This window comes from Pseudomonas sp. KB_12, assembly GCF_052114545.1.
Taxonomy (GTDB): Bacteria; Pseudomonadota; Gammaproteobacteria; order Pseudomonadales; family Pseudomonadaceae; genus Aquipseudomonas; species Aquipseudomonas brassicacearum.
The window spans coordinates 1-23827 of the sequence record NZ_JBFREY010000046.1; the positions used below are offsets into that span (position 1 = coordinate 1).

The following is a 23827-nucleotide window of genomic DNA, read 5'->3' on the forward strand; positions in this document are numbered from 1 at the left end:
GCAATCAAGGACGTCACGGATTACATTGTGCGGTTCTACAATGAACGACGAATGCATTCATCGTTAGACTATTTGCCGCCCAATCAGTACGAGCGGCAAACAGCCTGAAAACACCGATTGAGGTGTCCGGAAAAAGTTGACCACCTCAGGCAGCATCTCTACCAACTGACCCACCGCTATCGCGAGCAAGCTCAGCTCCCACAGGGGATTTGTGGTGAGTACAGGTCAGAGTGGGATGTGTGTCGGGTTCAGGTGGGTGGGGTTTCTTCCAGGTTCAGCAAGGTTTCGATCCGCGCCGGGCTGAAAGGTGGGCGGGGTGTGGGCGGTGTCCAGCCGAACAGGTGTTCCAGGGCGGCGCCGCACACTCGGCCCTGGCAGGCGCCCATGCCGCAGCGGCTTGCCAGTTTTGCTTCGCGCCAGTTTTCGTGGCCGACCAGTTCTCTATAGGGCACGTCTTCGCAGCGGCAGACCAGGGTGTCCGCCGTGGCCAGGGTCTTGAGCCGTGGATCGAGGGCGAAGGCCTTGTTCAAGGCCCCGGCGAAACCCTGCCAACGTGCGCGGCGCGACCACAGCTGCTTGGCAGCTGCGCTATTGCCGACGGCGGCATGGCCGGCGATGGCGCCTTCCACCAGCGCCAGTTCGCTGCCGCCAAAACCGGTGCATTCGCCTGCCGCGTAATGTTCATGGCGAGTGGTCGCTTGCCAGGCGTCAACCGCAAGCGCCTGGTCTTCAACCGCGCAACCCAGGGCCTGGCCTAATTGGGTATTGGGAATGAGCCCGAAACCACAGGCGAGCCGGTCGCAGGCCAATTCAATCGTCTTGCCTTGCTGATGCAGGCGCACGCCCTCCAGCCGTTCCCGACCGAGCGCTTCCACCACGTGGGTGTCGGTGCGGTAGTGCCGGTCGAACAGGCTGAACGATTGGAAAAACTTCCCCGGCCAGCGCGGCAGTTGTGCGGCGAAACCGGCGACGGCGCCGCGCCGGGCCTGCTCGGCGATGCGCAGCACTTGTGCACCTTGATGCTTTGCCGTGGCGGCGCTGGCCAGCAGCAAGGGGCCGCTGCCGGCGATGACCAGCCGTTCGCCGCGCACCGGCAAGCCACCCTTGATCAGCGCCTGCAAGCCGCCAGCACCGGTCACGCCGGGCAGTGTCCAGCCGGGAAACGGCAGCAGCCGTTCGCGGGCACCGGTGCAGAGAATCAAGCGCTCATAGCTGATCTGCCAGCCGCGCTCGGCATCTTCCACCAGCAAGGTTTTATCCGCCGCGCAGGCGATCACACGGGTGCCGGCATGGCAACGTACGTTGGCGCAGGTGTGCAGTTGCTCGCGCAGGCGTCGGGCGGCGCTGGGCAGGTTGGCCTGGGGGCCGTCGCGCCAGATCTGCCCACCGGGCAGCGGGTTGTCGTCCAGCAGCACGATACGCGCGCCGCTGCTGGCGGCGGCGAGGGCGGCGGCCATGCCAGCGGGGCCGGCGCCGATGATCAGCAGGTCGGTGGTTTCGTTCATGGCCGGGTCTGCACCTGCATGCCGTCGTGGCACAGGGTCTGGCAGGCCAGGCGTCGACGACCGTCGATCAGCACCCGGCACTCCTGGCAGATACCCATGCCGCACAACGGCGCACGGCGCTGGCCGCTGACCGAGGTGCGACTGCAACCATCCGCGCCCAACGCCAATGCCGCTGCGACGCTGGTGCCGTTGGCGACTGAGAGTGGGCGGCCGTCCAAAAACAAGTCAGGCATGGGGACAATCCTCCTTGGCTAAGCGGATGCCTTGGGCACACCCAGAACCTGTGGCGAGGGAGCAAGCTCGCGCCGGGCCTGTAGGAGCTGCCGAGCGGAGCGAGGCTGCGATCTTTTCCCTGATAGCTCGAATCTCAAGCGAAAGATCAAAAGATCGCAGCCTTCGGCAGCTCCTACGGTGCCCAGCGCGAGCTTGCTCCCTCGCCACAGGGGAAGGGCGTCGGGCTTCAGGCATGGGCCGGTTCTCCGAGGAAACGCTGCGGCAGGTAAGGCTGCGCGGCCAGTGGTGGGGTTTCGTCGAACAGTTGCGCGACGAGCAGGTCGGCCGTTGCCGGCGCTGTTGTGACGCCCAGGCCTTCGTGACCCACCGCCAGCCACAGCCCCTGGCGCTGTGGATGTTGGCCCACCAGGGGCAAGCCGTCGGGGCTTGCTGCGCGAAAACCGGTCCAGGCCCTGATGCCGTTCAGACGCGCCAATCCTGGCAGGTATTCGACGGCGCGCTTGAGCATCTTCGCCAGCATCCAGCCTTCCACCTGCGGGTCAAGCGTGCCGAACTGCCGCGAGGCGCCGATGAACAATTGTCCGGTCGGGCGTGGTTGGATATTGCACGCCACCGACGGTCCGCTGGCGTTATGGGCGCTGGTGACGTAGCCCAGTTCCACCAGGGTGTGGGTGACGGTGGCGGGGTAGCGGTCGGTGATCAGCAGGTGGCCCTTCTTCGGCACGATCGGCAGTTCCGGGCACAATTCAGTGGCCTGGATGCCATTGGCGAGGACCACCGCTTCGGCGCTCAACCAGCGACCGTCGTCGAGGCGCACGCGATGACCGTCGACTTCGCTGACCTGCGCCCGTTGCTGACGAATGTTGGGCGCGTCCAGCATCCAGCGAGCGGCCGCCGGGGCGTAGAGGATGCCGTCGCCCTTGATCAGCAGTCCGCCTTCCAGCCCTGAGCGCAGCTCGGGTTCACGCTGATGCAGCGCGGCGTGGCCGATCAGTTCACAGGCTTCGCCATGGGCCAGCAGGTTCAGGTATTTGCTATGGGCCACCGCCATTTCTTCGGCATTGGCCGCCAGCCACAAGGTGCCGTTGTTGCGCCAGGCGCAGCCGTCGGGCAGGGCGGGGGCCAGCTCGCGCCAGCGTTGCAGGGAATATTGACTGAGGGCCAGTTCCGCCGGGTTGTCATCGAGCACCAGCAGGTGCCCCATGCCGGCCGCCGTGGCGCCGTGCCAACCGGCGTCCAGCACCAACACGTTGACGTTGCGTCGGGCCAGCGCCTGGGCGCAGGCCGCACCGATGATGCCCGCGCCAATGATGATCACGTCGGCGACATGGCCCTCGCTCACGGACGAATGCCCCAGGCGAACGGGTCATCCGCTTCGATGATCAGTGTGGTTTCGGCGCTGATGTAGGCGCGACCGCGAATGGTCGGCACGATGCGCTCGCCCGAGCGCTCGTAGGAGCCCTCGAACTCGCTGCCAATGACACTGGCCTGGCGCCAGATCTGCCCGGGTTGCAGCTTTCCATCGGCCGCCAGGCACGCCAGTTTGGCGCTGGTGCCGGTGCCACACGGGGAGCGGTCATAGGCCTTGCCCGGGCAGAGCACGAAGTTGCGGCTGTCGGCTTGCGGGTCGTCGGCAAACAGTTCGATGTGGTCGATCAGGCCGCCGTCCTCGCCGCGAAAACCTTGCTGCTCCAAGGCTTGCTGTACGGCGTAGGTGTAGGCGGTCAACGCGTCGAGGTTATCGCCGGCCACGCGTTGGCCATGTTCGGCGACCAGGAAAAACCAATTGCCGCCCCAGGCCACGTCGCCCACCACCGGGCCGATGCCGGGCACCTCCAGGGCCAGGGCATTGCGGTAACGGTAGGCCGGCACGTTGCGCACGCTCACCGAGCGGTCCTCGTGCAAGGTTGCCTGTACCGTGCCTACCGGGGTTTCGATGCTGTGTACGCCGGGGCCGATCCTGCCCAGGTGGGCCAGTGACGCCACCAGGCCGATGGTGCCGTGGCCGCACATGCCCAGGTAGCCGCTGTTATTGAAAAAGATCACGCCGGCACAGGCGCTGGGGTCCACCGGCTCACAAAGCAGCGCCCCCACCAGCACATCGCTTCCCCGCGGTTCGAGCACGCAGGCGCTGCGCCAGGCGTCGTGTTCCGTGGCCAGGCGTTGCTTGCGCTCGGCCATGCTGCCCTGGCCCAGGTCAGGAAAACCGTCGGTGACCAGTCGAGTCGGTTCGCCGCCGGTATGGGAGTCGATCACGGTGATGCGTTTCATGGGAGGGCCACGTCCGTTCAGATGAGTGACGGCAAGCGTGGCCCGCGCCAGGGGGCGACGGCTTGATGGTTTTACCTGTCGCCGATGACGAAATCGGCACAGTGCAGGCCCATCAATGGCTGGAAGGCAGGAACTTGAACAAGGTCTCGCAGACCCCGGCGATGTGCTCGTCCAGCAGCATCACCGCGCGCTCGACGTCACCGGCGCGGCAGGCCTTGATGATTTCCCGGTGCTCGTGATCGGCGCGCTCCTTGCCCGCCGAAAGGCTCATTTGCATGCGCAAGTAGCGCTCCAGCTTGTCGTGGACCGAGCGGATCAAGCCCACCATGAAGGGCCGTTGCGCCGGTTCGTAGAGGCAGGCATGCAGTTGCCAGTTCAGTTCCGCCCAGCGGCCGACGTCGTCTTCACCGATGAACTCCCGGCAGATGCTTTCGGCACGGGCGAAGGTGGCTTCGGTCATGTTGGGAATCGCCAGGCGCAGCACTTTGTCTTCCAGCAGCATCCGCACCTCGAACATCTGCGCCAGCTCCGCCTCGGAAATGCGCGTCACCATCGCCCCGCGATTGCGCTGGAACATCACCAGGCCCTCGGCCTCCAGACGCTTGAGGGCTTCGCGCACGGGGATCTTGCTGACGTTGAACTGCCGGGCGATATCATCCTGGCGAATCGGCTCGTCCTCGGCAAAATGCCCGGCCACGATGGCATCGCGCAGGTGGCGGGTGATGATTTCCGAGGTGGAAGGGGTGTTGCCCAGGTCAGGCAGGTTGAACTTGGATAAAGTCACGGCGGCGGGTCGTTCGGCTTAGGTGGGGATATGGTATACGACTTTGCCGAGCGCGGTGTTCCGGAGAGGTTTTGTAGGAGCTGGCGAAGCCTGCGATCTTTTGATCCTGATCTTTCGCTCTCGACTCAATGGGCAGTGGAAAGATCGCAGCCTCGCTTCGCTCGACAGCTCCTACACAGCTCTTGCACAGTTCCAACAACCTGGCAGTTCAGCCGTGGGACAGGTGGGTCACATAAGCCTGCGTCCGGACGATGCGCCATCCGGTAACAGACGCCCCGGCCAGCAGCGCCAGGCCGAACACGATCAACGCCACATCAGCGCCGAAAGCGTCAGCCAGCAACCCGGTCACCACCACCGGGATGCTGAACCCGACATAGGCGAACAGGAAGAATCCGGCGCTGACCCGGGCCTTTTCCGTACCGGCCATGGCCGTGACGGCTGACAACCCGCCCAGGTACAGGAAACCGTAGCAAGCGCTGCTGGCGCCCAGTGCTCCGAGCAACACGGCGAGCAGGGAGCCGGTGCTCGCGCCCCAGGCCAGCAACGCGTAGCTCGCAGGCAGGATCAACAAGCCCAAGCCCGTGGCCCTGGCCGGTTGCATGCGCCGAACCCAGGGCTGGAAGAGCAGGCCGCAACTGATGACCGTGAAGGTCGACAGGCCAGACCAACGCTGCAAGTCGTGGGTCGCCAGCACTGACGGCAATATGGCGATGACCAGGCCCGAGGTCGCCCAGGCCAACAGCATGGAAAAACTGTAGGGCAGGCTGCCGGCGGGAAACAACGGCAGGCGCAGCAACGGTGCGTCTTTGATTTTCAGCGCCGGGTCCGGTAACCGCCAGACCACGACGATCGCGATGGCAGCCAACATCAGCTGCAACCAGAAGCTGCCGGGCGTGGCGCTGTGATGGACGAACAGGAACAGACTGGTCAACGCCGCGCCCAGGCCAAAGCCCAGGGAAGTGCTGGCGGTGACCCGGTTGGCCGGCGAGCGGGGATCGCGGGTTGCCATGAGCTCGGCCATATAGGCGGTTGATGTGGCCGAGGCCAGCCCTGTGCCGACCCCCATCATCAGGCGCGCCACGCCCAGCGCCACCAGGTTCGGCCAGAGCAGTGTCACCAGCGTCGCCAGCATCGACAGCCCGAGCGCGACCAGGATCAACGGCTTGCGTCCCACCCGGTCGGCCAGCCCGCCGAACGCCAGCAGGACCGGCAACACACCCAGCACATAACCGGAAAACGCCACCGCCGTGGCGCCGGCCCCGTAGCCGGACAACTGTGCATAGGTGGTGTACAGCGGCGCCTGCAGGTTGACCGCGAGGGTGATCAGGCAAAGGCCGAAAGCCAGTCCCCAGGAATGTCGATGCTGTGGGTTCAAGGGTGTTCCTTAAAGGGTGTGCATGAAGTCCCGGGGACTATCACTGCCGGGCACAGCGCAAACAAGGAACAGACGCCGGCCATTTGTGCTTAACTGTTCGCTCAAAAATAGAGAACACTTAGCCAAGAGTGCCCGCCGTGGACCTGAAGATTGATCGCAACGTGGCCGAGCCTGTGATCCGGCAGCTCGTGACGCACCTCACGGGCTGGATCGACGCCCATGGCATTCGCCCCGGCGCGCGCATGCCGTCCATTCGCCAATTGGCCCGTGAGAACAGCCTGAGCCTGTCGAGCGTGATCAAGGCCTATGACCAACTGGTTGCCAGTGGGGTGCTGGAGTCTCGACATGGCGCGGGTTTTTTTGTCGCGCAGCAGTTGGCCCGACCTGTGGAGCCGGAGCCCGAAACGGATAACGCGCGGTGGCGGTTGTTCGACAATGAATCGACGCAGCTCAAGCTGGGGTGTGGCTGGCTGCCCGATGCCTGGCGCGACGACACCGACCTGGGCCAGGCGATCCGCCAAGTGGTGCGCAGCGACAACCACGCGTTGTTCAACTACAGCACCCCGTTGGGCTCGCCTCATCTGCGCCTGCACCTTCAAAAGCGCCTGGGCCTGATCGATATTCATGTCGACCCGGCGCAAATCATCACCACCCAAGGCGCCAGCCAGGGCCTCGACCTGCTGGTGCGAACCTTGCTCAAGCCCGGTGACCTGGTGCTGGTGGAAAGCCCCGGCTACTACAACCTGTTCAATCTGCTGAAGCTGCATGGGGTCAAGACCGTGGCGGTGTCGAGAACCGCGCAAGGCCCGGACATCGCCCGCCTGGAACAGCTTCTCGGCGAGCATAAACCCGCGTATTTCTTCATCAACAGCATGTACCACAACCCCACCGGCACCAGCCTGGCGCCGAGCGTGGCCTATCGTCTGCTGCAACTGGCAACCGCCCATGACTTTCGCCTCATCGAGGACGACATCTACGCCGATTTCCAGAACGGTCCGACCTCACGCCTGGCCTCCCTGGATGCCCTGGACCGGGTGATCTACCTGGCGAGTTTTTCCAAGACGCTGTCCAGTTCGTTGCGCATCGGTTATGTGGTCGCCCATCCCGAGATCATCCAGCGCCTGGCCGAAGTCAAGATGATTACCGGCATCGGTTGTTCGCTGCTGGCGGAAAACGTGGTGGCGACGTTGCTGGCCAACGGTGCTTATCGCAAGCTGATCCAGCGCTTGCGCCAGCGCCTGAACAAGCAGATGGCAAGTACCCTGCGCCAACTGGACCCGGCCCACTGGGAGGTATTTGCCGAGCCAATGGGGGGCCTGTTCGTCTGGGCCCGGCCGCGGTGGCTGGCGGCACAACGGGTGCAGCAGATCGCCCGGGAGCTGCAAATCCAACTGTCCCAAGGCTCGACGTTCCTGCCCCAGGGCGAGGCCTGCGATTGGTTGCGGTTGAACGTGGCTTATACCCAGGATCATCGTGCGCAGGTGTTCTTCCAGCGGGTGGAGCAGGAGTCGATTGCGGCGGGTCAATAGGGTATGGGGGGATTGTTCTGGCGCCATCGCGAGCAAGCTCGCTCCCACATTGGATCTTCAGTGGGTACAAACCTTGTGGTTGGCCCCGGGCCCCCTGTGGGAGCGAGCTTGCTCGCGATGACGGACTGACCGGTCACAAAAAACGCCAGTGTTAATGGGAATAGATATCAAACGACAATGAGTTACTGTATCTTTCGCGACACATTTTTGTCAGCCTCCCGATGTGGGTGGCTTGTTTCCATTAGGATTGTGCATCGATGCGTCGGATTCTCGTTTCACTGTGTGTGCTCCAGGCTTATTCCATTCCCACCTGGGCCGAAGAGCCAATCCCTGCCAAGCCGGCCTCCCTTGAGTTGCAAGCCACGGATATCGTCGGTAACGCCGACTATGAATCAGCACAAGGCCCGGTGAAGGGCTATCACGCCACCCGTTCGGCCAGCGCCACCCGTACCGACACGGCGATCCATGAAACCCCGCAATCGATTTCCGTGGTGTCTCGCGACGTGGTCGAAGACCTCGGCGCCACGCGCCTGCAAGACGCCCTCGACTACGCTGGCGGCGTAGGCCGGGGCAACAACTTCGGCGGTCAGGGCCTGACCACCTTCACCGTCCGCGGCTTCACCACCGGGGAGTTCTACCGCAACGGTTTCCCGATCAACCGTGGCTACCCGAACATGCCGGACGCCAACACCATCGAGCGGCTGGAAGTCCTGCGCGGCCCGGCCACCATGCTTTATGGCCGTGGCGACCCGGGCGGTACCTTCAACGTGGTGTCCAAGCAGCCGTTGGCCGAGCGCACAGTGACCCTGGGCAGCCAGGTCAGCGACCAGGGGATGCGTCGCGGTACGCTGGACGCCTCCGGTCCATTGGACGAAGAAGGGCGCCTGGCTTATCGCCTGAACGTGATCGGCGAGGGCGGCGATACGTTCCGCGACCACGTCGAGACCGAGCGCTACGGCATCGCGCCAGTGGTGAGCTGGCAGGTCAACGACACCACGCGCCTGACCTTCGAAGGCGATTTCATGCGCAACAACGCGCCGCTGGACCGTGGCCTGACCCATTACGCCGGGCAGCGCGGCACCGCGTCGCGCGATACGTTCTTCGGCGAAAAAGACGCCGGCAAGTTGCACAACGACAACAACATGCTGCAGGTGCGTTTCGAGCACATGCTCAACGACGACTGGACCCTGGCCGGCGGTACCCAATGGCTCGACGGCACCTTGCAGGGCAATGCCGTGGAGGGCAACAGCATCGGCGCCGATGGGCGTACCCTGAGTCGCAACTTCAACTACCGCAAGCTGGAGTGGACCGACCACGACACCCAGCTCAACCTCACCGGGCATTTTTCCACTGGCGGCTTCGAGCACACGTTGCTGACAGGCATCGAGTATGAGGACTACGACTACCAGTCCATCATCCAGCGTTCCTCCGGCGCCGCCGGTGCCTACCCGATCGATATCTTCGACCCGGTGCATGGCCAGCCACGCCCGGCATTGACGCGCACGCCCACCGATGACCAGGAAAACCTCAAGACGTTTGGTGTGTTCGTCCAGGATCAGGTGGCGTTGACTGAGCGCCTGAAGGTGTTGGCAGGGGCGCGTTTCGAGCATTTCGAGCATGAGTACGAATCCTTCGTCCCTCAGGCTCGGCCCGGTAGCCGTAACTGGGACAAGACTGAAAATGCCGTCACCCCACGCCTGGGGGTGATCTACGATCTGACCGATACCGTTGCGCTCTACGCCAACACCGCGCGCTCGTTCAAACCCAACACCGGAGCGAGTCGCCAGGGGCAGGGTGAGGGGTTCAAGCCGGAAGAGGGCAAGTCCTACGAAATGGGCGTCAAGTGGGAAGCGCTGGATCGCCAGTTGAGTGTCGACGCAGCGATCTACCAGATTGAAAAGCGCAACGTCCTCACGCCCGATCCACTTGATTCCACCTTCAACGTGGCTGCCGGGGAAGTGCGCAGCCGTGGCTTTGACTTGAACGTGGCGGGCAATTTGACGCCAGAATGGCGCGTGATCGGTGGCTACGCGTATGTGGATGCCGAAGTGACCAAGGACATCAATATCCCGTCCGGCACCCGCTTGCTCAACGTGCCCAAGAACTCCTTCAGCCTGTTGAACGTCTACGAGTTCCAGGACGGTGGCCTCAAAGGTCTCGGCCTGGGCCTGGGCGCCAAGTACATCGATGAGCGGGCCGGCAATACCGCGGCCAGCACCTTTACCATGGACAGCTACACCGTCGTGGACCTGCTCGGTTACTACAAGGTCAACGAGCGGATTCGCCTCAACCTGGACCTGAAGAACCTGTTTGACGCCGACTACGAAGAGGGTGCATTCGGTGGCGTCTATGCCTACCCAGGCGCCCCGCGAACCGTGCAGGCCGGCATCTCCTACACGCTCTGAGTTCCGTGCTTCATGAAAACCCCGAAGGTTCTGCCTTCGGGGTTTTTCTTTTATTACCACTTGCCTGTGCTCATCCCGCCGTCCACCGGCAGTATCGCGCCCGTCGTGAAATCGGCGCCCGCCAGGTACAACACGGCCTCGGCGATTTCCTCGACGGTGCCCACACGACCGGCCGGAGCCAGGTTGTCGAGGAATGCACGGTGCGCCGGGTCGTGCATCGGCGTGTCGATGATGCCGGGGGCGACCGCGTTGACCTTGATGTTGTGGGGCGACAGTTCCAGGGCCAGGGCGCGGGTCATCTGGTTGACGCCGCCCTTGATCAACACCGGCAGCGCTGCCGGCACCTGGATGTTCGGTTGCAGGGCCACGGCGGCCGAAATGTTGATGATGAAGCCTTGCTGGCGCCCGATCATGTGCGCGGCAGCGGCCTGGCTGGCGTAGACCAGACCCTTGAGGTTGGTGTCCAGTAGCGCGTCCAGGTCTTGGGGGCTGTATTCGACGAAGGGTTTTGGCAGGAAGAAACCGGCGTTGTTCACCAGCCCTTCAACGGCGCCAAACGCCTCGACGGCTTGAGTGATGAGGGCGGTTGAAGTGGCCGGGTCCGCGATGTCGCCGGCCACGCCGATGAAACCGGCCGGGTGGCCGAGGTCGGCGGCAGCAGCCTCCAGGCCGGACGGGGAGCGGGCATTGCCCACCACGTTATAACCCCGACCCAGGAACGCCTTGACCAGACCCAGTCCGATACCGCTGGAAGCGCCGGTGATGATGACGGTTTTTTTGAGACTCATGATTGACTCCTGATCACATTGAGTTGAACCGGTGCGCCTGTGTTGGCGGTGGTTGAGCTCAGGGTATTGGTGCGCCAGGGTTTGATAAATAAGGCTGCTGGTACTTGAGTTGATACGTCATGTAATCAATGGCAAGGGCAACACATAACCCCCTGTGGGAGCGAGCTTGCTCGCGATGGCGCCAGGTCAGTCGGTATTGATGTTGACTGATACACCGCCATCGCGAGCAAGCTCGCTCCCACAGGATTGTCAGGCTGTCCGGTTAGCAGGCAGAAAAAAGCCCGGTCAGTTGGACCGGGCTCGGAAGGGTGGAGGGTTATTCCTTCGGAAGACTTCGATACTGCGTCGTCGTCATCCCCGCATACCCCCAGTTATCCGTGTCGACTTCCTCGATCACGATGTGGGTCAAATGCGGGTCCTTGCCCAGCACGCGCTGGAGGGTTTCGGTGATTTCGGAAATCACCTGGGCTTTCTGTTCACGGGTGACGCCGTCTCGGGTAATTCGCACATTGACGAAAGGCATGTTGCACTCCTGCTGCTGAGAAAATGCGCAGGAAGATTCCCGCGCCGTTGAGGGGGCCACTGTATTTATACGCTGCAGACTGATAAACAGGCCTTTGGAAACTTCAGTTGATACGCGGTGTAATGAATCATGAAGCGTCATTTCGAAGACCTGCAGTTGGGCAGCATAGAACTGTTCTGCCTGGCGGCGGAGGCGGGCAGTTTCACCGCAGCGGCGCAGTTGGCAGGGGTTACCCCGGCGGCGGTGAGCCGCTCGATCTTTCGCCTGGAAGAGCGCCTGGGCTCACGGCTTTTCGTGCGCACTACCCGCAGCATCCGCCTGACCGAAGCCGGCAAGACCTATTTCGAGCAATGTCGGCAGGCGTTGACGCAACTGGTCGAGGCGCAACAGGAAATGATGGGCGCGCAATCGGTGCCGTCCGGGCAACTGCGCATCAGCCTGCCCACCACCTACGGTCATCACCGCATCCTGCCCTTGCTGCCGGCCTTCCGGGCGCTGTACCCGCAAGTCAGCGTGGACTTGCACCTGAGCAATCGAAACATCGATTTCGTTGCCGAAGGTTATGACCTCGCCATCCGGGTGCGGGCCCAGCCAGACTCGTCGATGATCGCCCGGCTGCTGGAAGACGCAAACCTGGTGGTAGTCGCGTCCCCGGATTATCTGCGCAAGGCCGGCACGCCGCAGGTCCTTGAAGACCTGGACGACCACGAGTGCATCCAGTTCGAATTGCCCAGCAGCGGGCGACGGATTTCCTGGTTGTTCAATGTCGAGGGCAAGGAAAAGGAAGTGTTCGGCGAAGGAGGCTATTGCTGTTCGGACGATGTGCTCGGCGGCGTGACACTGGCCAAGCATGGCGCGGGCTTGTTCCAGACTTACAAATTCATCGTGGAACAGGAGCTGGCCAACGGGCAGTTGGTGGAGGTGCTTGCGCCTTTCGCGGGGCGCTCACGTCCGTTTACCTTGCTGTATCCCCACGGCAGGTACGTGCCGCAGCGGGTGCGCGCTTTTGTGGATTTCCTGCTGCAGTACCGGGAGCAGTGGGCCGCGATTTGAGGTGATTGTGATCTGTGGCGAGGGGATTTATCCCCGCTTGGCGCTGTAGGAGCTGGCGAAGCCTGCGATCTTTTGATCTTGATCTTTCGCTCTCGACTCAATTATCTGGGACAAGATCGCAGCCTCGTTGCACTCGTCAGCTCCTACTGTCCAGCGGGGATAAATCCCCTCGCCACATTGAATCCCAGCGGTTCAGTCAAATAGCGGCGCCCATGTAGATTTTCAGGTCAGAACCGAAACGCCTGACGACCGATCAGCAGCCATTTGCCATTCTTCTGCTTCTGCCAGATCTGGAAGTTCTCGATTTCCGTCGGCACCACCTCAGTGCCCTTGAGCGCCTGGGCCGAGAAGTGGTTGCGCACCAGCGCCACATCACCCGACAAGGTGATTTTCTGGTTCTGCATTTCCAGGGTCTTGAACGCGCTCTTGCCCGTTTCGATGTCGGCGATGAAGGCCTTCTTGTCCTGGATGTTGCCGCTGGAGTGACCATAGGTCAGGTTCTCGGCGGCCAGTGCCTGAAGTTGTGGGATGTCTTTGTGCAGCATGGCTTGGGTCAAATGATCGACCGCCTGGGCCACCTCCTGCTCGGGCGATGTAGCGGCGGCCGCTGCGTAGCCGCTGAACAGGCACAAGAAGCTGATGACCAATGTCGCTTTTTTCATGGGGATTTCCTTGTTGTTGTAGGTATCAGGAACGCGAGCGATGCTTGCTCGTCGGTCATCGTACAACTTGTCGAGGAGGACTGGAATAGGGCGCTGACAATGTGGCGAGGAAGCAAGCTCGCGCTGGGCTGCGGTAGGAGCTGCCGAAGGCTGCGATCTTTTGATCTTGATCTTTCGCTTTGGACTCAATGGACAGAGGAAAGATCGCAGCCTCGTTGCACTCGTCAGCTCCTACAGCCCAGCGGGAGCAAGCTCTCATGGAACAAATTGCAACCATGTGATTTTTAAGGCTGAAAATACATATCGATCGTTCCCACGCTCCTGCGTGGGAATGTCGCCAGGGACGCTCCGCGTTCCGCTTCTGGAAGGTGACGCAGAGCGTCACGGGATGCATTCCCACGCAGAGCGTGGGAACGATCAAAGTCCAATCGGTCTATGAGGAACCGCAGGTCAATATCGGGCAAGGTGCCATTTGATAACGCAACAAGTTATAGCCGGTCAGCTGTAGGAAAACTCCCCAAAGTATCCGCCAACGTATTATCTACGGAATGGCCTCGTTTAATATCGATGAGGCCAAAGCGTCCCATAAGACACTGTATTTACACCAATACAGCCCCAAGAAATAACGAAGAAAAGTCGCCATGTTTAATTTCCCTAAACATATCCAACGCGACACGTTTAAATACATTCCACATAACGCCCCAAAGGCTACGAGACCTTGCGTCCTTACTTACGCATGCGTCAGAATCCGCTGGCTTGTGCGCTTTGCCCCTGGCCTCTATCGTTTACCTGCCACTGCCCATCAGTGGTCGGGTTTAGTCGCCCATCAGGTTTGGTAAGGTGCTTGAGCATCGTTCAGTCAGGTCATTTATATTCCTGCACTAAATGGTGGTTGTGCGCAGGGCGCCCTCGGGCGCGCCGGGTTTTACCAATTCCTACCGGTCGACTAACCTGCGTACAGCCGCCACCCTTCTTTTAGTCGAGAACGGTTGCAGCTCCAATGTAGGAATTGTCATTTATGTTCAAAGTAACTCCCAACCCCCCGGATATCGACTCGGTACTCTACGGCGACTCTCTCGACCCTGAAAAGTTGAAAGAGGCGGCAGACCGCGCGCTCAAGCACTACTTGAACCCCGGGGCAACGAAAACGCAGATACAGCCCCGCAAGCCCAGCACGATCTTCACCATCGACGCAGCGGTGGATGACGAAACGTTACTCGTTGAGGCGTGCGAATCCTTGGCATCCGCCAGCGTGATGGTCAGCGACCTCACCGATTTGACGGACGGCCCAAGACGCCAAACGATGCTGGTGCTGCAACGGGTCATCATGTTGGGTGAGCTAGCGGTCAATCGAGTACTGGATAACTACAAGCCTGGGTAGTCGCCAGGTAGTGTTGTGGGGGGCGCAGCGAGCGCCCTCACAACCTAGGTCCACGAAGCTCGGTGACCGTTGGGTTCCGTCAGGCACTGCCAGCCGCATGGGCCTTGTTGTTCCGCCTTCACAACCCTTCCCGAACCGCCCCCCGAATCCCTTCCAGCAACATGGTGAACGCCGGGTTGTCGTTGTCCTCGCGCCACACCAGGTGCAATTCGCTTTGCACCCCTTCGCCCAGGTCGATCTCGCGAAACACCACCTGCTTGAACACCACGCTGCTGGCGCAACGCGGTACCAGCGCCAGGCCCATGCCGGCGTTGACCAGTGCCAGGATCGTCAGCGACGACCCCAGCCATTGTACGAATTGCGGCGCGACCCGGGCCGAGCGCAGCATGCCGGTGAGCAGTTCGTTGAAGGGCGGGTAGGCGGCGTGGGAGTACATGAGGAACGGTTGGGCGTCCAGATCCTGCACGCTGACGGCTTCGGCGCTGGCCAGCGGATGCCCGGCGGGCACCGCCAGCACGAAGGGTTCGCGCACCAGGCATTAGGTGGCGTAGCCGGTCTCCAGCAGTGGCGAGCGGACGATGCCCAGGTCGATGCGCCGAGCGCGCAGGGCTTCATGCTGCTGGTAGGTGTTCATCTCCGCCAGGACGATTTTGACCTGGGGCTGTTTCAGCCGGGCCTCGGCAATCACCTTGGGCAGGAACTCGTATACCGCGCTGCCGACGAAGCTGATGGTGACCGAGCCGATGTCACCCTTGGCAAAACGTTTGGCGGCTTCGGCGGCTTGTTGCGCCTGTTGCAGCAAGTTCTGCGCTTCGATGAAAAACGCCCGGCCGGCGGCCGTGAGCGCCACGCTGCGGGTGCTGCGGGTGAACAGCTCGACGCCCAGGTGGTGCTCCAGCAATTGGATCTGCCGGCTCAGCGGCGGCTGGGTCATGTTCAGGCGTTCGGCGGCACGACGAAAGTTGAGTTCGGTCGCCACGGTGGTGAAGCAGCGCAGCTGGGCCAGTTCAAACATTGATTCAATCCAGGTATCAATCAAGTGCCAAGTTAGATTAGACGGGAACAATCCACCGCGTCCATCATCGTCCCGTTCCCCACAAAAATAATGATCGGGAGGCACCCCTTGAATAACGTAACGGACTCCACCCATGACAGCACCCTGGCGCTCGCGGCGGCCAAGGTCAAACGTCATGTCTTGCCGTTGGTGGTGGTGATGTTCATCGTCAACTACATCGATCGGGTAAACATCGGCTTCGTACGCAGCCACCTGGAAACCGACCTGGGCATCGGCGCCGCCGCCTACGGGCTCGGTGCCGGGCTGTTCTTCGTCGGCTACGCGCTGTTTGAAGTGCCGTCCAACATGCTCTTGCAACGCTACGGCGCGCGGGCCTGGCTGACGCGCATCATGTTCACCTGGGGCGCGGCGGCCATGGCCATGGCTTTTGTGCGCGGGGAGACCAGTTTCTATGTGCTGCGCTTCATCCTCGGCGCGGCGGAGGCGGGGTTCTTTCCCGGCATCATCTACTACTTCACCCAATGGCTACCCGCCAACGAGCGCGGCAAGGCGATGGCAATTTTCCTCAGCGGCTCGGCCATCGCCTCGGTGATTTCCGGCCCGGTGTCCGGCGCCTTGTTGAACGTCAGCGGGATGGGCCTGCATGGCTGGCAGTGGATGTTCCTGATCGAAGGTTTCGCCTCCATCGTGCTGTGCGGGTTTGTCTGGTTCTGGCTGCAGTCGCATCCGAGCCAGGCGAAATGGCTGAGCACTGAAGAGAAAAGCGTATTGATCGCCGCCATCGCCGAAGAGCAACGGACCCGGGAAGCGGCCCAGGTGATCAAGCCGTCGATGTTCAAATTGCTGGCCGACCGGCAGATCGCGCTGTTCTGTTTCATCTACTTTTCCATTGCCCTGACCATCTACGGTGCCACGTTCTGGCTACCGAGCATGATCAAGAAAATGGGCAACCTGGGGGACTTCCAGGTCGGTTTGCTCAACTCCATTCCATGGATCATTTCCATCATCGCGATGTACGGCTTTGCCGCCCTGGCCGGCAAATGGAAATTCCAGCAGGCCTGGGTCGCAGTGACGCTGGTGGTCGCTGCGTTCGGCATGTTCATGTCCACCACGGGCGGGCCGATCTTTGCCTTCGTGGCGATCTGTTTTGCGGCCATTGGTTTCAAGGCAGCGTCGGCGTTGTTCTGGCCGATTCCCCAAGGCTACCTGGATGCACGCATCGCGGCGGCGGTGATCGCCTTGATCAACTCCATCGGTAACCTCGGCGGTTTTGTCGCGCCGACGGCCTTCGGTTTCCTGGAGCAGACCACCGGCTCCATCGAGGGCGGCCTGTATGGGTTGGCCGCCACTTCGCTGGTCGCCGCCGTGGTGATTTTTTTCGCCCGCACCGCACCGAAGCGCGACACCCCGAACTCACGGTCCGGCCGCCCCGAAACCGTTGTCCAAGCCGATCAGTCGCAAACCTCTCAAGCCTTGAAACCTGGCCCATCGGGAGCCGCTGTATGAAGATCAAACGCGTCACCGTCACCCCCATCGCTTTTCGCGATCCACCTTTGCTCAACGCCAGCGGCATCCATGAGCCGTTCGCGTTGCGCTCGATCATCGAGATCGAGAGCGACAACGGTTACATCGGCCTCGGCGAGAGCTACGGCGATGCGCCGGCCCTGGCGATCCAGCAGCAGTTGCAGAGCCAGTTGATCGGCCTGGATCCGTTCAACCTCAACCAGTTGCGGGCCATCGTCCAGGCGACCGTCGCCGCGCAGAAACCGGTCAGCGTTGCCGGTGCCGAACTGGCGCCGGGTTCCCACGCGAGCAAGGCGGTGAGCAATGCCTATTCGGCGTTCGAAGTGGCTTGCCTGGATTTGCAGGCCCATTACCTGAACGTGCCGCTGGTGGACCTGCTGGGCGGCGCGATTCGCGACGAGATTCCGTTCAGCGCCTATCTGTTTTTCAAGTACGCCCAGCACATCGATTCGCCGTACCCGCCCGACAGTTGGGGCGAGGCGCTCGACGAACAACAGATAGTTGCCCAGGCTCGGCGGATGATCCAGGACTATGGATTCAAGAGCATCAAGCTCAAGGCCGGAGCCCTCGATCCGGAGCATGAAGTCGCCTGCATCAAGGCGCTGAAACGGGCGTTTCCCGGTTACCCGTTGCGCATCGATCCCAATGGCAACTGGTCCCTGGAAACCTCGATTCGCATGGCCGAGCTGCTGGGGGATGACCTGCAGTATTACGAAGACCCGACGCCGGGGCTTGCGGGCATGGCCGAGCTGCACAGGCGCACGGGGCTGCCGCTGGCGACCAATATGGTGGTCACCGATTTCGATGAGTTTCGCCGCAGCGTGGCGCTGGACAGCGTGCAGATTGTGTTGGCCGACCACCATTACTGGGGCGGCCTGCGCGACACCCAGGCCTTGGCGAAAATGTGCAGCACCTTTGGCCTGGGCGTGTCGATGCATTCGAACTCGCACCTGGGCATCAGCCTCATGGCCATGGCCCACGTGGCGGCAGCGGTGCCGAACCTGGACTACGCCTGCGACACCCATTACCCCTGGCAGGAACCGGATGAAGAAGTGATCAAGGGCGGCAAGCTGCCGATTGTCGACGGCTGCGTGAAGATCACCCGCGCGCCGGGCCTGGGCTTGGAACTGGACCGGGATCAACTGGGTAAGCTGCATGAGCAGTTCCTCAGCTGCGGCATCCGCCAGCGCGACGATGTGCGCCAGATGCAGCGCTACCGGCCGGACTGGAAGACCGTCAAACCGCGGTTCTGAGCCGAAGGCGAGGGGCCTGCTGCGCAGGCCAGCGGGAGCAAGCTCCCTCGCCACAAAAGCTGGATTTGACTTCAATTTTGAGTGTGGGTGCGACCCCTGTGGCGAGGGAGCTTGCTCCCGCTGGGCTGCGCAGCAGCCCCAAACCAGCCAACTCCCTATGACTGCCCAATGGGTTGATCCTCCCAGGCCGCCCTGCGGCCCACACCCAAAGTACCGCACCCGCCAGCCTCGCCGTCTTACACCCAAACTGCCGCGCCGGGTCGGCGCTGCCAAAGCATCCGCCAATTGCCTCCAAGGCAGCGTATGACGCGCCCGGGCGCCTTTCGATAATCGCCTCCGACATCCCGTCCCCTGTTGCGGAGCGCGCCATGCACAACAATAAAAATACCCGCCAACGTTTTTTGCCTGCGGTCATCGCAGGTGTTTCGAGCCTGGGCCTGATGCCTTGGGCCAACGCCGAAATCATGCTGTACGACAAGGACCAGACCACCTTTTCCACCGACGGCTACATCAACGCCTTTTACGTCAACAGCGACGTCGACCGCGCGGGTGAGCAGTACGACCGTCGGCAGGCACGGGTCAAGATGGGCTTCTTGCCCAACTACCTGGGCTTCAACATGGGCAAGCAGGTCGATGACCTCAAGCTCGGTGCCCGGGCCTCGTTCTGGGTGACCATCAACGACAGTGAAACCAATGGCACCGACACCGCCATCGACGTGCGCCAGTTCTACGGCACCGTGGCGAACCCGGAGTGGGGTGAGGTGCTGATCGGCAAGGACTTCGGCCTGTTTGCCCGCTCCAACATCCTGCTGGACGAGTTGCTCGCCGGTTACGGTCAGGTCAGTGACAGCTTGGGGTTGGTGGACGGCGGTGGCGTTTCGTTCGGCAACATCGGCAGCGGTTATCCGTACCCGTTCCCGACCTCGCAGATCACCTACCGCACGCCGGTGATGGAGGGCTTGCGCGTGGCGGTGGGGATCATGGACCCGGTGGACACCAACGACAACAGCGCCACCGGCAAGGCCTACCAGGAAAACCCGCGCACCGAGAGCGAGATCACCTACCAGTTCGACCTGGGCGGGGCGAAGATCTACAGCTGGCTTAACGGCAGCTACCAGACCTCGGACAACACCGACTCCACTGTCGAATCGGTCACTTCCAAGGGCCTGGGGTATGGCGTGCAGGCGAAGATGGGCGGGTTGTCGCTGACCGGCTCGGGGTTCCAGGCCAAGGGCATCAACCCGTTCTTCACCAACAACGCCGGTGAAGCCACCCTGCGCAATGTCGACAGCAAGGGCTACCTGTTGCAGGGCTCCTACAAGCTGGGCAAGAACCGCCTGGCGTTGTCCTACGGCAAGACCGATGACGACGGCAACGGCGTGGTGGGCAGTGGCGCCGATTACGAAACCCGTGGCATCGCGCTGTTCCACGACATCAACGACAACCTCAAGCTCGTGGCCGAGTACAACCAGTTCGAAATCAACGGCCACGACACCAGCGCCCAGAACGAAGACACCGACACCTTTGCGGTGGGGGCGGTGCTCACCTGGTAAGGGTGACTCCTTCCAACTGAGGTGTGTCAGGTCGGTTTTTGGGGCTGCTGCGCAGCCCAGCGGGAGCAAGCTCCCTCGCCACGGATAGACAACCCCATGGTCGATGAGCTGGCTTGGCTGCGCACATACCCTGTGGGAGCGAGCTTGCTCGCGATGGGGTCAAGTCAGTCGGCATGGATGTTGACTGACTCACCGCTATCGCGAGCAAGCTCGCTCCCACAGGATGTCCGATCGCTTTTGTGGCGAGGGAGCTTGCTCCCGCTGGGGTGCGAAGCGGCCCTGAGGGCTGATTGCTATTGGGGCTGCGCATCAGCCCCCTTTTTTTCAGTGTGACGTCCCCTCGGCGAACTCGATCTTGTTGCCGACGTTGTACTTGCCCGAAGGCTTGTTCATGGGCAGGCGCTTGATTTCCTTGAGGGTGTTGCTGTCGTAGACGATCAGCGCGCCATCGGTGTCCCAGATGCTCAGCAGCAGGTAGCGGCCGTCGCGCGTGAACTCGACGTGGGCGGCGGTTTTGCCGGGCATGGGCCGCAGGGTGTGGGCGATTTCCAGGGTCTGTTTGTCGATCAGGTGGATGGCATCGTTGTCCGGGCCGAAGAACACATCGGTCCAGGCGTAGCGGGAATTGACGTGGCTGCGCAGGAAGAAACCCGGCCCCAGGGTAGGGATCTGCTTGATGACTTTCCAGGTGTCGAAGTCGATCACCGAAATCAGCCCCTTGCTGATGTTGGGTGTGGCGAACACCCAGTGCCCATCGCGTTTCCAATAGGTCCCCGAGCCCAGGTGCGGCATGCCTGGCAGCGCGATGTCGGTGACGATCCGCCCCGTGTCGAGGTCGATCACCTGGCCGCCCTGGGCCTTGCGGGAGGTGGCGAGCAATTGCCGGTAATCAGGCGAGAAGGAAAAGTCATCGAGGTAATCCTCGGCCTCGATCCGCCGGGGCACGAAGTCCGGGTTCGGGCCGGTGGACAGTTCCCAGACCTCTTTCACATCTTTCAAGGCGACGATGAAGCTGTTGCGCGGCGGCGCGGTATAGACCGCACTGACCCGCGACGCCTGGCCGTCCAGCCCCACCGTTGCTACGGTCTTGACCAGCGACAGGTCGCGGGCATCCAGCACAACCAGGTTGCCGGGCAGGGTGTTGCCCACCAGCACCCAGCGCCCATCCTTGCTCACCGCCAGGTTGCGGGTATTGAGCCCGGCCCGCACCTCGGCGATGAGCGTGAGGTTGTGCAAGTCATACAGGCTGATCCAGCCGTCCCGGGAGGCGAAATAGACGAAGCGTCCGTCCGGCGAAAACTTCGGTCCGCCATGTACCGCGAAATGTGAGGCGAAGCGCGCCAGGACCTCGAAGCGATCGCCGTCGACGATATCGATGTGATGATCGCCAGCTTCCACCACCACGAACAGGTTCAGCGGGTCGGCGTGGTGCTGGGGTTTATCCGGCAGGCTGGCGACATCCGCCAGCAGGCGATGGCTGCGGCGCGTGTCGTCCTCGCTCCAGGTCGGTTCGACCGCGGGCGGACGCTGGAGATAGTGGGTCAAACCATCGATCTGCGCAGGCGCCAGCACCGCACCGAACGCCGCCATCTGGCTGGCCGGGCGGCCATTTTCGATCACCTGGCGGATTTCGTCGGGCTTGATCCGACTCAGGCTCTGGGGCAACAGCGCCGGCCCGGCGGCGCCGATGCGATTCACCCCGTGGCATTGCTGGCAGTGTTGCTGGTAGTTCTGTTCGGCCAACGCCAGGTCCGGTTCCGGCACCGTGGCGCCGTGGACAGCACCGATCCACAGCAATGGGGCAAGCCAGCCGATTCTCATGAGGCGACCCTCGCGATACTTGGCTGGAGCGGTAGGGCCGGGTGCAGGCGGGCCGGATGCTCCAATACTTGATGGGCAAACAAACCGACCACTTTGCCGATCACCGTCAAGGTCGGCAGGCCTTCGGCGCAGGCCAGCGCCATCTGCGGCAATTGCTGGAGGGTGCCGCGCAGGACCTGCTGGTCGGGGCGCGTGCCGTTGCTGATCAGCGCCGCCGGCGTATCAGCCGCCAGGCCCGCCGCGATCAGTTGTGCGGCGATGGTGCCGAGGTTCGACAAGCCCATGTAGAACACCAGGGTCTGGCTGTCATCCGCCAGGCTTTGCCAGGGCAGGTTCAAGTCGCCTTCGCGTTGCAAATGACCGGTGATGAAGCGACAAGAATTGACCAGGTCGCGATGGGTCAGGGGAATGCCGGCATAGGTGCTGCAACCGGCCGCGGCGGTGATGCCGGGCACGACTTGGCAATCGATACCGCGGGCCAGCAGATACTCCAGCTCCTCGGCGCCGCGACCGAAGATGAACGGATCGCCGCCCTTGAGTCGCACCACCCGCTGTCCCTGGTCGGCCAGGTCGGCCAGCAGTTCGTTGATCTGTGGCTGGGGCAGGCTGTGGCAACCGGCGGCCTTGCCGACGTAGTGCCGGGCGCAGGTCAGCGGGATCAGGCTGAGCAATTGCGCGCTGATCAAGCGGTCGTAGACCACCGCGTCGGCCTGCATCAACAGGCTCCAGGCGCGCAATGTCAGCAGGCCCGGGTCACCGGGGCCGGCGCCGACCAGGGCGACTTCACCCGGTCTGAAGGATGCTTGCAGGGCAGCGGGCAAAACGATGGAGGCAGGCATGGGACTTCCTTGGTTCGGTATCAGGTTCGCCGTCGGTAGATCAGGCGCAGGGCATCGCAACGCTGGGGATCGCGTGCAAGCCGATTTCTTCGTCGCTGAGATGGCAGCCGGGGTCCTGGCCCCACAGGTCGCCGTCGGCCCAGGCCCGGGTGCGGGTATTGCCGTTGCAGATCGCCAGCCAGCGGCATTGCCCGCAGCGACCGCCCACGGCCCGTGGGTGTTCGCGCAGCTTCAGCAGCAGGGCTTCGGGGCGCTCGAGCCAGAGTGTCTTGAATGGCGTCTGGCGGACATTGCCCACCGAGTGCTGCCACCAGTACGTGTCGGGGTGAACCTCGCCGGTATTGTCGATGTTGGCGATACCACTACCCGAGGCGTTGCCGCCCCAGGCCCGCAGCATCTGCTCCAGTGCGGCGTAGTGTTGAGGCAGGCGCCGGGATACCCATTGCAGCAACAGGATTGCGTCGGCGTCGTTGTTGCCGCTGACGAAGTCACTGTCGCGGCCTTGTTCGATGTCGTGCCAGGCCCGCTCGAAGATCAGGGTCATGGCCCCGCGGCTCATCTGCTGATGGGCATCGAGCTTGCGACTGCGCTTGCCCCGGCCGCTGTAGTTGAGGTGCGACAGGTAGAATTTCTGTACGTCGTACTCATTCATCAAGTCCAGCAAGCGCGGCAACTGGGGATGGTTTTGCTGGGTGAGGGTGGTGCGCAATCCGACCCGGATGCCTTGTTCACGGCAGAGCCGGATGGCCGCCATGGAGCTGGCGAAACTGCCCTTGAGCTGACGGAATTCATCGTGGGTCGCTTCCAGGCCATCGATGCTGATGCCCACGTAATCGAAGTTGGCCGCTGCAATCTGTTCGATATTGGAAGCGTCGATCAGCGTGCCGTTGGTGGACAAGGCGAGGAAAAAACCTTTATCGCGGGCATAAGTGCTGAGTTGAAACAGATCCTCGCGCAGCAGCGGTTCGCCGCCGGACAGGATCAATACGCGCACGCCGGCATCGTGCAGGTCGTCGATGACCTGGAGCGCCGCCGGGGTGTCCAGTTCATCGCGAAACACGCTGTCGGCTGACGTTGCATAGCAGTGCTTGCAGGTCAGGTTGCAGCGCCTGAGCAGGTTCCAGATCACCACCGGCGGGCGGCTGCTGCCCGGTGGCGCGACACGTGGGGCGGGGCAATGCCCGGCCAGGGCTCGCAGGTAATGGCTGATCCTCAACATAAGGCGATCCTTCGTTGTGGGAGCAAGGCTTGGTGGGAGCAAGGCTTGCCCGCGATGAAGCCGATGCGGTCCTTCATAAAACCGACGCCCCCG

20 protein-coding genes and 1 pseudogene are annotated in these 23827 nt (G+C 62.4%); 8 read left to right on the forward strand and 13 right to left on the reverse strand.

The window, feature by feature from the left end:
• A partial coding sequence (locus AB4Z20_RS25525) for an IS3 family transposase (protein WP_442090910.1) occupies positions 1–108 on the forward strand: 108 nt, incomplete at its 5' end.
• Between the two features lie 140 nt (positions 109–248).
• Here AB4Z20_RS25525 and AB4Z20_RS25530 read toward each other — a convergent pair.
• From AB4Z20_RS25530 to AB4Z20_RS25555, 6 genes are all read right to left on the reverse strand, one after another.
• Positions 249–1505: an FAD-dependent oxidoreductase gene (locus AB4Z20_RS25530; RefSeq protein WP_442090882.1), complete on the reverse strand. Its 1257-nt coding sequence runs from the start codon at positions 1503–1505 to the stop codon at positions 249–251.
• A complete protein-coding gene (locus tag AB4Z20_RS25535) occupies positions 1502–1738 on the reverse strand; it encodes a 2Fe-2S iron-sulfur cluster-binding protein (protein ID WP_003202550.1) in 237 nt (78 codons plus the stop codon). The genes AB4Z20_RS25530 and AB4Z20_RS25535 overlap by 4 nt, the downstream gene beginning before the upstream one ends.
• Positions 1739–1965: 227 nt before the next feature.
• Positions 1966–3081: an NAD(P)/FAD-dependent oxidoreductase gene (locus AB4Z20_RS25540; protein ID WP_442090884.1), complete on the reverse strand. Its 1116-nt coding sequence runs from the start codon at positions 3079–3081 to the stop codon at positions 1966–1968.
• Complete coding sequence (locus tag AB4Z20_RS25545) at positions 3078–4010, reverse strand: 4-hydroxyproline epimerase (protein WP_253475476.1); 933 nt, start codon at positions 4008–4010, stop codon at positions 3078–3080. The genes AB4Z20_RS25540 and AB4Z20_RS25545 overlap by 4 nt, the downstream gene beginning before the upstream one ends.
• A 112-nt stretch (positions 4011–4122) precedes the next feature.
• Positions 4123–4794, reverse strand: coding sequence for a GntR family transcriptional regulator (locus AB4Z20_RS25550; protein ID WP_230148840.1), 672 nt, complete (start codon positions 4792–4794; stop codon positions 4123–4125).
• Between the two features lie 208 nt (positions 4795–5002).
• On the reverse strand, positions 5003–6169 hold the full coding sequence (locus AB4Z20_RS25555) for an MFS transporter (RefSeq protein ID WP_442090887.1): 1167 nt from the start codon (positions 6167–6169) through the stop codon (positions 5003–5005).
• A gap of 137 nt (positions 6170–6306) precedes the next feature.
• Here AB4Z20_RS25555 and AB4Z20_RS25560 point away from each other — a divergent pair, with 137 nt between their 5' ends.
• Both AB4Z20_RS25560 and AB4Z20_RS25565 read left to right on the forward strand, forming a co-directional pair.
• Positions 6307–7698, forward strand: coding sequence for an aminotransferase-like domain-containing protein (locus AB4Z20_RS25560; protein ID WP_442090889.1), 1392 nt, complete (start codon positions 6307–6309; stop codon positions 7696–7698).
• A gap of 257 nt (positions 7699–7955) precedes the next feature.
• Positions 7956–10103, forward strand: a complete 2148-nt coding sequence (locus AB4Z20_RS25565) for a TonB-dependent siderophore receptor (RefSeq protein WP_442090890.1) — start codon at positions 7956–7958, stop codon at positions 10101–10103.
• 53 nt (positions 10104–10156) lie between these two features.
• Here the strand turns inward: AB4Z20_RS25565 and AB4Z20_RS25570 are convergent, their stop codons facing one another.
• Together AB4Z20_RS25570 and AB4Z20_RS25575 are read right to left on the reverse strand one after the other, a co-directional pair.
• Positions 10157–10891: an SDR family NAD(P)-dependent oxidoreductase gene (locus AB4Z20_RS25570; protein ID WP_442090892.1), complete on the reverse strand. Its 735-nt coding sequence runs from the start codon at positions 10889–10891 to the stop codon at positions 10157–10159.
• A gap of 316 nt (positions 10892–11207) precedes the next feature.
• On the reverse strand, positions 11208–11414 hold the full coding sequence (locus AB4Z20_RS25575; RefSeq protein ID WP_003202537.1) for a tautomerase family protein: 207 nt from the start codon (positions 11412–11414) through the stop codon (positions 11208–11210).
• 129 nt (positions 11415–11543) lie between these two features.
• Between AB4Z20_RS25575 and AB4Z20_RS25580 the strand changes: the two genes are divergently transcribed.
• Entirely contained in the window at positions 11544–12467 is a 924-nt protein-coding gene (locus AB4Z20_RS25580; RefSeq protein ID WP_442090894.1) for a LysR family transcriptional regulator, read from the forward strand.
• 227 nt (positions 12468–12694) lie between these two features.
• Here AB4Z20_RS25580 and AB4Z20_RS25585 read toward each other — a convergent pair whose 3' ends face one another.
• On the reverse strand, positions 12695–13129 hold the full coding sequence (locus tag AB4Z20_RS25585; protein WP_053119603.1) for a nuclear transport factor 2 family protein: 435 nt from the start codon (positions 13127–13129) through the stop codon (positions 12695–12697).
• A 1018-nt stretch (positions 13130–14147) separates the two neighbouring features.
• Between AB4Z20_RS25585 and AB4Z20_RS25590 the strand changes: the two genes are divergently transcribed.
• Entirely contained in the window at positions 14148–14510 is a 363-nt protein-coding gene (locus tag AB4Z20_RS25590; protein WP_258688272.1) for a DUF6124 family protein, read from the forward strand.
• A 118-nt stretch (positions 14511–14628) separates the two neighbouring features.
• Here AB4Z20_RS25590 and AB4Z20_RS25595 read toward each other — a convergent pair.
• Positions 14629–15525, reverse strand: a pseudogene (locus AB4Z20_RS25595) (LysR substrate-binding domain-containing protein).
• 90 nt (positions 15526–15615) lie between these two features.
• Between AB4Z20_RS25595 and AB4Z20_RS25600 the strand changes: the two are divergent.
• The 3 genes from AB4Z20_RS25600 (at position 15616) to AB4Z20_RS25610 (ending at position 19855) form a co-directional block, all read left to right on the forward strand.
• Complete coding sequence (locus tag AB4Z20_RS25600) at positions 15616–17031, forward strand: MFS transporter (RefSeq protein ID WP_442090896.1); 1416 nt, start codon at positions 15616–15618, stop codon at positions 17029–17031.
• Positions 17028–18302, forward strand: a complete 1275-nt coding sequence (locus AB4Z20_RS25605) for a glucarate dehydratase family protein (protein ID WP_442090898.1) — start codon at positions 17028–17030, stop codon at positions 18300–18302. Before AB4Z20_RS25600 ends, AB4Z20_RS25605 begins: the two co-directional genes overlap by 4 nt.
• A 368-nt stretch (positions 18303–18670) precedes the next feature.
• Entirely contained in the window at positions 18671–19855 is a 1185-nt protein-coding gene (locus tag AB4Z20_RS25610; protein ID WP_258688270.1) for a porin, read from the forward strand.
• A 324-nt stretch (positions 19856–20179) separates the two neighbouring features.
• Here the strand turns inward: AB4Z20_RS25610 and AB4Z20_RS25615 are convergent, their stop codons facing one another.
• The 3 genes from AB4Z20_RS25615 to nirJ are packed head-to-tail and all read right to left on the reverse strand — an operon-like array spanning position 20180 to position 23734.
• Positions 20180–21676 (reverse strand): cytochrome D1 domain-containing protein, encoded by a 1497-nt coding sequence (locus AB4Z20_RS25615; protein WP_442090900.1) that lies wholly within the window; start codon positions 21674–21676, stop codon positions 20180–20182.
• Positions 21673–22515, reverse strand: a complete 843-nt coding sequence (gene cobA, locus AB4Z20_RS25620; protein WP_053188029.1) for a uroporphyrinogen-III C-methyltransferase — start codon at positions 22513–22515, stop codon at positions 21673–21675. Before cobA ends, AB4Z20_RS25615 begins: the two co-directional genes overlap by 4 nt.
• A 40-nt stretch (positions 22516–22555) precedes the next feature.
• Complete coding sequence (gene nirJ / locus AB4Z20_RS25625) at positions 22556–23734, reverse strand: heme d1 biosynthesis radical SAM protein NirJ (RefSeq protein WP_442090902.1); 1179 nt, start codon at positions 23732–23734, stop codon at positions 22556–22558.
• Between the last annotated feature and the right edge of the window lie 93 nt (positions 23735–23827).